This is a genomic window from Autumnicola musiva, from assembly GCF_031846585.1.
In the GTDB taxonomy this organism is placed as follows: domain Bacteria; phylum Bacteroidota; class Bacteroidia; order Flavobacteriales; family Flavobacteriaceae; genus Autumnicola; species Autumnicola musiva.
Map to the genome: position 1 here is coordinate 125,194 of NZ_JAVRHK010000001.1, position 11,165 is coordinate 136,358.

Sequence of the window (11,165 nt, forward strand, 5' to 3'; positions counted from 1 at the left end):
GATATAGACAATGAAGGACTTAAATAATATATATTGCGATTATTTAAGCTATTTCTCTAAAAACCTGAGATTTCGTATCAATCCCTCATATTTTGTTCTTTTTACAGCCGATTTTTTAAAGATTTCATTGAAGGTTTCTTTGGTAATTTCCTGCCAATCTTTTTTATCATTTTCCAGCAGTTGCGGGTGCGGGTTAAAAAGCGGCTCATTATGTGGTTTTGAAAACCGGTTCCAGGGACAAACGTCCTGGCAAACATCACAGCCAAACATCCAGTCGTCAAACTTATCTTTGTAAGAGTTTGGCAGCTCATCTTTAAGTTCAATCGTGAAGTAAGAAATACATTTGCTGCCATCTACCTTATAAGGTTCCACAATGGCATCTGTAGGACAGGCATCAATGCATGCGGTACAGCTTCCGCAGTGATCGGTAACCGGCATGTCATATTCCAGATCCAGGTCTACAATAAGTTCAGCAATAAAAAAGAAGGAGCCGGTTTGTTTGGAAAGCAGATTGGAATTTTTACCAATCCAGCCCAGTCCACTTCTGGCGGCCCAGGCTTTATCCAAAACAGGCGCCGAATCTACAAAAGCACGGCCTTCAATTTCCCCAATTTCATCCTGCATGAAATTAAGCAACTGCTTCAGTTTATCTTTTATCACAAAATGATAATCCCGGCCGAAGGCATATTTGCTGATTTTATAAGAATCGTTATTTTGAAAATCGTGAGGATAGTAATTCAGCAACAGGGAAATTACACTTTTTGAACCGGGAACGAGTTTTGTGGGATCAAGGCGTTTATCAAAATGATTTTCCATCCACTGCATTTCGCCGTGGCGGTTTTTATTCAGAAATTCTTCCAGCCGTGGAGCCTCTTCTTCAAGAAATTCAGCTTTGGAAATTCCGCATGACAGAAAACCGAGACGTTTAGCTTCGGTTTTAATCATTTCAGAATATTTCCCTTCATTACTCATAACGATCTTGGACTAAATTTTAGGAGGGCATTTTTTGGTTTCAGCGTTATCAATGGCAAAACTTCAATTTTTCCTGAAGCACCCGATATTTTATAGCGTGAAACCAATTCTGCCACAGCTATAATCATCTCATACATTGCAAAATTGTTGCCAATACATTTCCTGGGGCCGGCACCAAAAGGATAATAAAATGGCTCATGATTATTCTCTCCCATAAATCTTTCCGGATCAAATTTTTCAGGATTTTCCCAGTGCGATTTGTGCCGGTGGATTTCAAACATAGAGAACAACAGGCTGGAACCTTTCGGAATAGAAATTCCTTCATATTCATCTTCTTCAAGATTCACGCGATCTATAAAATAAACCGGCGGATATAAGCGCATGGATTCTTCTATTACGGCAGCAGTATATGTACAGGATTTTAGAAATTGAAAAAGATTTTCAGAGCCTGCCTTTGCTTTCTTAGTTTCTGCAGAAATTTTCTCCTGAACTTCCGGATGTTTTGCAAGCAATTCAGCAATAAAAGTCAGCGCATTTGATGTAGTTTCATGGCCTGCAGTAAAGAGAATTAGAATTTCATCTATCAGCTGTTCTTCATCCATCCCATTGCCATCTTCATAACGGGCGTCCAGCAACATATCCAGCAAATCATCATACCGCTTTCCACCTGCCTTACGTTCTGCCACTATTTTCTTCAGAATATCACGCGCCTCCTGTGTAAGCTGAAGGTGATGCCTTATTTTTCCCGTAAGGTGAAAATACCATCTCTTGAAAGGCTGACGTAGTTCTTTTACCAGCATTTTCTGAGCGGCTTCGGTGATATATTGCAGCCGGTCAATTTCTTCCTGATTAGCCGCACCACTAAATAACGATTGCACCACGGTTTGAAAAGCCAGATCATTAAAAATTGGAAAAATATCAGTTTCCTTATTTGGTTTAATCTTATCCAGCTCAATTTTTATAGCTGAATCTATACTTTCCAGAAGCCGGGCCAGTTGTTTTTTGTGAAAGGCCGGCTGAATCATTCGCCGCTGTTTCTTCCACTTTTCACCATCGGTGGTAAGAAGTCCGTGGCCAATATACTTGGCCATTTCTTTAGTCTGAATTTCAGATTTATGGTAGTCTTTCTGATTCTTCTGAAGGGCATATTTAGCCAGGCCGGCATTCCTGCAAAAGATTATTTTCTTGCCGAAGCCTAGATCTATCTGAAAAACATCACCGAATTTTTCAAAATTTTCATGGTGGAAGGGTAAGGGATTCCGCAGAATACGATTGGCATTCTTTAAAAACTGAAAAGTAGAAACTGTTGGAATCATATTTTTCATCTGGTCATATTAGATTTGACCTCCTCCGGCCTCGATAAATTCTTCCATTAAAACAGGAGAACACAGTATTATATTTTCAGTTTTCATTCAGTTGGGTTATCAAGACCTCACAGGTTTAAAACGTGGGGTCTGTTACTCCCATCCATCTACTAAAAAAGTCCTCCCTGCATGTTATCTTTAATCCTGCCGAGATGCTTATAAGCAGCTTCAGTAACTTCACGGCCGCGGGGCGTTCTGTAAATAAACCCCTGCTGAATAAGGAAAGGTTCGTAAACTTCTTCAATTGTCTCGGCACTTTCGCTCACTGCCGTGGCCAAAGTAGTGATCCCAACAGGACCACCTTTAAATTTATCAATTATCGTACTCAGTATCTTGTTATCCATCTCGTCCAGGCCGTGCGCATCTACATTAAGTGCTTTAAGCCCATATTTGGAAATTTCAATATCTATTTTCCCATTACCCTTTATCTGGGCAAAATCGCGCACTCTGCGAAGTAGTGCATTTGCAATACGCGGTGTACCTCTACTACGACCGGCGATTTCTATTGCCGCATCCAAAGTAATAGGAACTTTAAGAATTTCAGCACTACGCTGCACGATATCAGAAAGCAGTTCGGTAGAGTAATATTGTAACCTGCTGGAAATTCCAAATCTTGCCCGCATAGGCGCGGTAAGCAAACCAGACCTGGTAGTTGCGCCAACAAGGGTAAAAGGACTGAGATTTATTTGAACCGTACGGGCATTGGGCCCTGACTCTATCATAATATCAATTCGATAATCTTCCATTGCGGAATACAAATACTCCTCCACTACAGGGCTCAACCTGTGGATTTCATCTATAAAAAGAATATCACGTTCTTCAAGATTGGTAAGTAAACCTGCTAAATCTCCTGGTTTATCCAGCACAGGGCCGGAGGTAACTTTAAGGCTCACATCAAGTTCATTAGCCAGGATATGGGCAAGGGTGGTTTTCCCCAGGCCCGGAGGACCATGAAATAAAGTATGGTCTAAAGCCTCACCTCTTAAATTCGCTGCCTGAACAAAAACCTTCAGGTTTTCCAGCACCTGATCCTGCCCTGCAAAGTCATCAAAACTGAGGGGACGCAGTGCTCTTTCAATATCAAATTCTTCCGGAGAAAAATTCTCACCGGTAGGATCAAGATTTTCGTTCATAGCATATTTTATTGGCAGTAGGGCTTTATTTAAGATTCAGCCTTCTGCTGAACAAATATAAAAAGAAAAAGCCTCTTCGGTAAGAAAAGGCTTTTTGTATAAATTATAAAAGAAATTTTAATGATTTAGTTCTTCTTCATCTTTTTGAAGTGGTGTGGTCTGCGGAACAAAATCCTGACCATGAATTACATATTCTCCATCTTCATTTATTTTGCTATAATCATAAGGCCAACGATAGACGGAAGGAATAGCGCCAGGCCAGTTCCCATGAATGTGCTCCACCGGGGTAGTCCATTCAAGAGTATTCGATTTCCATGGATTCTGAACAGCTCTTTTTCCGAAGAACATAGAGCTGAAGAAGTTGTAAATAAATGCCAACTGTACCAATGCGGTAATAATAGCCGAAACAGTAATAATTACATTTACATCTGCCAGATCATCAAAATAAGGGAATGCTGTGTTAGTGTAATATCTTCTTGGAAGACCTGCCATACCAATAAAATGCATCGGAAAGAAGACTCCGTAGGCTCCAACAGCAGTTACCCAGAAATGGATATAACCAAGGTTTTTATTCATCATTCTTCCAAACATCTTCGGATACCAGTGATAAACACCGGCAAACAAACCATAGAGTGCTGATATACCCATTACCAGGTGGAAGTGAGCAACCACAAAGTAAGTATCATGCACGTTGATATCCAGAGTGGAATCTCCCAAAATAATACCTGTTAAACCACCAGTAATAAAAGTTGAAACCAAACCTATGGAAAATAACATTGCAGGGTTCATCTGTAAATTTCCTTTCCATAAAGTGGTAATGTAGTTAAAGGCTTTTACAGCTGAAGGGATCGCAATCAACAATGTTGTAAAGGTAAATACCGAACCAAGGAACGGGTTCATACCAGATACAAACATGTGGTGTCCCCATACAATTGTAGAAAGGAATGCAATTGCCAGTATAGATGCAACCATCGCACGATATCCGAAAATGGGTTTACGGGAGTTGGTGGCAATAATTTCTGAAGTAATACCCAGGGCCGGTAGAATTACAATATAAACTTCCGGATGGCCGAGGAACCAGAAAAGGTGTTCAAAAAGAACCGGTGAACCGCCCTGATGTGCCAGTACTTCTCCCTGGATAAATATATCACTGAGGAAGAATGATGTTCCAAAGCTACGGTCCATAATAAGAAGTAGTGCAGCTGAAAGCAACACCGGGAAAGATACCACCCCGATAATTGCAGTTACAAAAAATGCCCAGATAGTTAAAGGCAGCCTGGTCATAGACATACCTTTGGTTCTCAGGTTGAGTACAGTTACAATATAATTTAATGATCCAAGAAGTGAGGAAGCAATAAACACAGCCATTGCCACCAACCATAAGGTCATACCCGTACCAGATCCACTAATTGCCTGAGGCAATGCACTAAGCGGCGGATAAATGGTCCATCCCGCCATGGCAGGCCCGGATTCCACAAAAAGAGAACTTAACATGATAATACAGGACAGGAAGAACAACCAGTAAGAAACCATGTTCAAAAATCCAGATGCCATATCACGCGCACCAATCTGCAACGGAATAAGAAGGTTACTAAATGTACCACTTAAGCCCGCAGTAAGCACAAAGAAAACCATAATGGTACCATGGATAGTCACCAAAGCCAGATAAATGGAAGGAGACATTACACCATCTGGCGCCCATTTTCCCAATAATACTTCAAAAACCCAGAAAGATTCCCCGGGCCAGGCCAGTTGCATCCTGAAAAGGATAGACATGGCAATACCTATAACTCCCATTAAAAGTCCGGTGATAAGATATTGCTTGGCAATCATCTTATGATCCTGACTAAAAATATATTTTGTTATAAATGTTTGTTTATGATGATGTCCATGATCATCGTGATGATCGTGAGCCGGTGCGTTTGCTATTGCTGACATATCTGTACTTCTTTAATCTTTTAATTTTCTACTCCTTGATCCTGATCCATTGCCTCTGTGGTCTCCCCTACTTCTTTTGGCGGATCCCACTGCTCCTCTTCCTGTCCTCCGGGATCCTGAACCTCTACAGGTTCATTCTGAGCTGCCTCGGTGGCCATAGTTTCTTTAAAAGTGGTTTGCTCTTCAATCCACTCCTGATAATCTTCAGGACTTTCAACCACAATTTTCATTTGCATATTGTAGTGTGCAATACCACAAATTTTATTACAAAGCAGATAATAATCAAATTCGTAAGAATCTAAAGGTGCTTCTCCATTTGCAATTAAGGTTTTACTATTATCCTTTCTTATTTCATTAATGTTCCGCACCTTATCTTCCATATACTGGCTTGACCTCATATCTTCAGTAGTGATAGTTGGAGTAAAGCCAAATTGAGTAATCATACCCGGCACCACATTCATTTGAGCCCGGAAATGAGGGAAATATGCAGAGTGTAATACATCCTGGGAACGAAGTTTAAAAATTACCGGCCTGCCTACAGGAAGGTGTAATTCAGTAGCTACAATATCATCTTCGGCATAGCTGTCGGTTTGATCTACACCTACTGTATTAACTCCTTCTATAAACCGGACATTTGCCTTTCCAAGGGTATTATCCTCACCTGCATAGCGGGCGGTCCAGCTAAACTGCTGTGCATATAATTCAACCACCAAAGGATTATCCTCTTCATTTACATTCATAATATTAGACCATGTAAACAAGCCGTAAAGAATCAAACCTGCCAGAACAATTACCGGAATAATGGTCCAGATAAATTCCAGACGGTCATTATCGGCATAAAAAAGAGCTTTTTGCCTTTTGTTTCCTCGGTATTTATAAGCAAAATAAAACAGTAAAGCCTGGGTGATTACCTGTACAGTCATAATAACCGCAATGGAAATAAACATCAGGCTGTCGTACTGAGAACCATGTTCGGAGGCTGCTCCCGGAAGATAGAACTGACTATAATACCAGAAACAGTAAATCATTAATGCAAAGAACATAATCACGAATATAAACATGAAAAGTCCCTGGGTATTATTATCCTTATCGTTGGCTACCTGCGAAGTATCTGTATCGGGTCTTTTTGATAACTGGAATATCTTTGACATTTGCCATCCAGTTACGGCCAGAAGTGCCAGTACTACGATTACTAAAAATACGGTCATCTTTTATATTCTTCTTTAAACAATCAATCTTTTATTAATAATGGTAATTTTCACTCTCCTTTATAAAAGGATTCCTTTTTACCAGTAGCGGCGCCTTGGTAAGTGCACTAAAGACCACAAAAGTAAACAATCCTCCAAAGAAAAGCACAGCACTTATTTCAGGAATTCCTATAAACCAGGATTCTCCCACGGTTGCCGGCATTATCATCACAAAAACATCAAGGTAGTGACCAATTAATATCACAATACCAGTCATGATCACAAACCAGTTTACGCGTTTGAAATCACTATTCATGAGCACCAATACCGGAAACAGGAAATTAATAGCCACCATTCCGAAGAAAGGCAGGGTATAATCTTCTATACGCGTAATAAAGTAAACCACTTCTTCCGGAATATTAGAATACCAGATTAACATAAACTGTGAAAACCACAGATAGGTCCAGAAAATACTAATCCCGAACATGAATTTGGCAAGATCATGAATATGACTGTTATTCACAAATGTGAGGTAATTTCTTGATTTCAAATAGATAGTAATTATTGCGATAACCGTAATTCCCGAAACAAACATACTTGAGAATACATACCATCCAAACAAGGTACTAAACCAGTGCGGGTCTACACTCATAATCCAGTCCCAGGACATCATAGATTCTGAAACCGCGTAAAATACTAAAAATCCTGCCGCAAGTTTGAAATTTGATTTGAACCACCTGTTATCTGTGGCATTATCCAAACGGATAGAATTTCTTCTTAATAAATACCTGAAAAGAATCCATCCCCCCAAATATACAGCTGCTCTTATTAAGAAGAACGGGACATTCAGATAAGAAGATTTATTTTGAATTATCTCGTCAGTAGCAACTACTTCGGGGTCCATCCATATAAACAGGTGATTTACATGAAATCCAGCCAGTAAAAGAATAATAAAAATAATCACACCTCCGGGAAGAATATAGGCTGTTATTGCTTCCATTACCCGGAATAATACCGGAGACCATCCAGCCTGAGCTGCGTATTGAATCGCATAGAAAACAAGTGCACCCAGAGAGATCATAAAGAAAAAGAAAGCTGCAACATAAAGTGCTGCCCATGGCCTGTTTTGAAGCTGATGTAAAACATGCTCATAATGATCATTCTCATGAGATCCAGCTTCAGCATGCTCTTCCTCTTCACTAAGATGGGTTTGCTCTTCAGCCATTTCATTATCGGTACGTTCATCAATTTCATATCCTGCCGGCTGCGGGTACTCTGCTTCATCTCCAATTTCTTCTTGATGAGTTTCACCGTGCGCTCCGTGGGATGCCAACATTTCCCTTACCTCCCCAACGGAATCCGGCGCTGCTATAAATCCGTAAACGAGACCTATGGCACCCACAATCATACAGATAATTGCCGTTAATTTTAATTTACTAGATAGCGTGTACATATTACTAGATCTAAATGCTTTATTCTTAATTTTGGTTTTCCTGGTCTCCTGATGTAGTGCTTACACCACGCCCATTATCCTTAACAATTATAGGCTTCTCTGCATTAATTGCAGGTATAAGATTTCGGGCTGGTTCTGCCCCTCTCTGGGTTTGATCAAATTCCCTTTCCGGGCCACCCTGCAGATCATTTTTCAACTTCATCACATACTGATCAATTAACCACCGCTCTGTTATAGTGGTTTGAGAGGCATAGGATCCCATATTATTAAGTCCGTAATACATCACATGATAAACGGTACCTTCATTTATATTTCTTCCGGCATCATCGTAAGGAGGGATACCAAGAATTTTTTCTCTTTCGGCCAAAATACCCTGTCCATCTCCATTATCGCCATGGCAGACTGCACAATAAATTGTGTACAATTGCTTTCCGGCAGCGAGGTTGTCTTCAGTATATGGTAATGGATTCTTTAGATTGGCCCTTGCCGCTGCAAATCCTTCAGGAGTATTCTCATATGGATAAGGCATCCATCCCCTTGGAACTGATCCCTCAGCCGGCAATTTTGCTTCCTGCCCATTTTCAAACACCGGATACTCCCCATAAGTCTCATAGGTTACGGTATGGTACATATTGGGCATATATTCATAATTTCGACTGCTGTCTTCCGCACAGGAAATCACACTTGCCGCAAAGATGAACAACAATAAATATCTTCTAAATGAACTTTTCATTCTGCCTGATTATTTTTCAATTAATTTAATTTCAGATGCACCGGTATCATACAAAAACTTCGTTAGACCATCTACATCATGTCCCGCGGCATCTATTTCCATAAGGAACATATCATCTGTTGTCCTTACATCGGGATTCTCAGCTTTCTTAAATGGCCATATTTTGCTTCTCATATAAAAGGTGATAACCATGAGGTGAGCTGCAAAGAATACCGTAAGTTCAAACATAATTGGCACAAAAGCCGGCATATTTTGAAGAAAACTAAAACTTGGTTTACCACCAATATCCTGTGGCCAGTCCTGTATCATAAGTCCGTTCATCATTACTACCGCAACGGTCAAACCAACTACTCCGTAAAGAAAGGAAGTGATTGCTAATCTTGTTGGAGCAAGCCCCATTACCTTATCAAGACCGTGCACCGGAAAGGGAGTATAAATCTCGCCAATGTGATAACGTGCTTCACGAACCTGCTTTACCGCCTGGAGAAGCAAGTCGTCATCATTGTAAATAGCGTGTATAACTTTTGATGCCATCTTATTTATTTTTTAATTCGTTCGCCTGTGCCGCCCAGTTTTTACGTTTCTCTGCACCAGGGAAACCTTCAATAACTTCATAAAGCAATACAAAATCTTCATCTTTTAGGTTACTTACCTGTTCAAACCTGTAAATCCCAACCTGATGCAGGCGCTGTTCAAGTAATGGACCTACAGCGGTAAGTTTTTGCAGGTTGTCCTGTTTATGAGTGGCAGGATCGTAAGTACCAATTCTGGCCAGCATTTCGTCTATTCTATCTCTTGTCACTTCGGAAACTGTAAGTGCATCGGCATTTACGGTATCTTCATGTTCATGTCCATCTCCATCTCCATCAGATGCAGTTTCATCGGAAGAAGTTACACGGTTATAGTTTTCAGCATTCTTTTCATCCCTGGAAGAATTTGCAGCAGGCTGAGGAGGATTTGGATCATAATGTTTAACATGATCTCCATGCTCGGCTCTTAGGCGCTTGTATTTTTCTCCAGAAGCTTTTAAAATAGATTTCACCTCTGCCTGCGCAATTACAGGAAATGAACGTGCATAAAGCAGGAACAAAACAAAGAAAAATCCAATGGTTCCTATAAATATACCAATATCAACAAAGGTTGGGGAGAACATTGTCCATGCAGAAGGAAGGTAATCCCTGTGCAGCGAGGTAACGATAATTACGAAACGCTCAAACCACATTCCAATGTTTACAATTATCGAAATAAAGAAGGAGAACATAATGCTTCTTCTTAATCGCGGGAACCACATAAACTGTGGAGAGAATACATTACAGGTCATCATAGACCAATATGCCCACCAGTAGGGCCCCGTTGCCCTGTTAAGAAATGCATATTGCTCATATTCCACTCCTGAATACCACGCGATAACCAGTTCTGTAATGTAAGCTGTACCCACAATAGAACCAGTAATCATGATTACGATATTCATTAATTCTATATGCTGAACCGTAATATAATCTTCCAGATTAGAAACTTTTCTCATAATGATAAGCAGTGTGTTTACCATTGCGAATCCGGAGAAAATTGCACCTGCAACAAAGTAGGGAGGGAAAATGGTGGTATGCCATCCCGGAATAACCGAGGTAGCAAAGTCAAAAGATACAATGGTATGTACTGAAAGTACCAGCGGAGTTGCCAGCCCGGCAAGAACCAGTGACACCTCTTCAAAACGCTGCCAGTCTTTTGCACGACCACTCCAACCGAAAGAAAGGATACTGTAAATTCGTTTGGTAAAAGGGGTAATAGCCCTGTCCCTGATCATTGCGAAATCCGGCAATAATCCTGTCCACCAGAAGACGAGGGATACTGAAAGATAAGTGGAAATCGCAAATACATCCCATAGCAGCGGAGAATTAAAGTTGGGCCACAAACTTCCAAACTGGTTTGGAATTGGCAACACCCAGTAAGCCAGCCATGGCCGTCCCATGTGAATAATAGGGAAGAGACCTGCCTGCATAACCGAGAAAATTGTCATCGCTTCTGCCGAACGGTTAATTGCCATTCTCCATTTCTGACGGAATAATAGCAGTACTGCTGAAATAAGGGTTCCTGCGTGCCCGATACCTACCCACCAAACAAAATTGGTGATATCCCAGGCCCATCCCACAGTTTTATTTAATCCCCATGTTCCTATACCTGTAGATACTGTATAAACAATACAACCTAATCCCCACATAAAGGCCACAAGCGATATGGAAAAAACTATCCACCAGGATTTATTCGCCCTTCCCTCAACCGGGGCAGCCACGTCTATAGTAACGTCGTGGTAGGTTTTATCACCAGTAACTAAAGGCTTTCTTATAGGTGCTTCGTAATGAGACATATCCTTTTAAAATTGATTCT

Annotated in this window: 9 protein-coding genes; all 9 read right to left on the minus strand. The window is 40.7% G+C overall.

Annotated features, from left to right (window positions below; genetic code table 11):
• Window positions 1-48: 48 nt before the first annotated feature.
• Entirely contained in the window at window positions 49-972 is a 924-nt protein-coding gene (gene queG, locus RM539_RS00535) for a tRNA epoxyqueuosine(34) reductase QueG (RefSeq protein ID WP_311501514.1), read from the minus strand.
• A complete protein-coding gene (locus tag RM539_RS00540) occupies window positions 969-2,297 on the minus strand; it encodes a cytochrome P450 (RefSeq protein ID WP_311501515.1) in 1,329 nt (442 codons plus the stop codon). The genes queG and RM539_RS00540 overlap by 4 nt, the downstream gene beginning before the upstream one ends.
• Before the next feature lie 149 nt (window positions 2,298-2,446).
• Window positions 2,447-3,469, minus strand: coding sequence for a Holliday junction branch migration DNA helicase RuvB (ruvB, locus tag RM539_RS00545; protein WP_311501516.1), 1,023 nt, complete (start codon window positions 3,467-3,469; stop codon window positions 2,447-2,449).
• Window positions 3,470-3,586: 117 nt separating this feature from the next.
• The gene (locus RM539_RS00550; protein ID WP_311501517.1) at window positions 3,587-5,407 is read right to left on the minus strand and encodes a cytochrome c oxidase subunit I; all 1,821 of its coding nucleotides are present in this window, start codon (window positions 5,405-5,407) and stop codon (window positions 3,587-3,589) included.
• 20 nt (window positions 5,408-5,427) lie between these two features.
• The gene (locus RM539_RS00555; RefSeq protein WP_311501518.1) at window positions 5,428-6,615 is read right to left on the minus strand and encodes a cytochrome c oxidase subunit II; all 1,188 of its coding nucleotides are present in this window, start codon (window positions 6,613-6,615) and stop codon (window positions 5,428-5,430) included.
• 34 nt (window positions 6,616-6,649) lie between these two features.
• Window positions 6,650-8,047: a quinol:cytochrome C oxidoreductase gene (locus tag RM539_RS00560; protein ID WP_311501519.1), complete on the minus strand. Its 1,398-nt coding sequence runs from the start codon at window positions 8,045-8,047 to the stop codon at window positions 6,650-6,652.
• Between the two features lie 25 nt (window positions 8,048-8,072).
• On the minus strand, window positions 8,073-8,780 hold the full coding sequence (locus RM539_RS00565; protein ID WP_311501520.1) for a c-type cytochrome: 708 nt from the start codon (window positions 8,778-8,780) through the stop codon (window positions 8,073-8,075).
• A gap of 9 nt (window positions 8,781-8,789) precedes the next feature.
• Window positions 8,790-9,314 (minus strand): DUF3341 domain-containing protein, encoded by a 525-nt coding sequence (locus RM539_RS00570; protein WP_311501521.1) that lies wholly within the window; start codon window positions 9,312-9,314, stop codon window positions 8,790-8,792.
• 1 nt (window position 9,315) lies between these two features.
• Window positions 9,316-11,145 (minus strand): NrfD/PsrC family molybdoenzyme membrane anchor subunit, encoded by a 1,830-nt coding sequence (gene nrfD, locus RM539_RS00575; RefSeq protein ID WP_311501522.1) that lies wholly within the window; start codon window positions 11,143-11,145, stop codon window positions 9,316-9,318.
• Window positions 11,146-11,165: the final 20 nt, after the last annotated feature.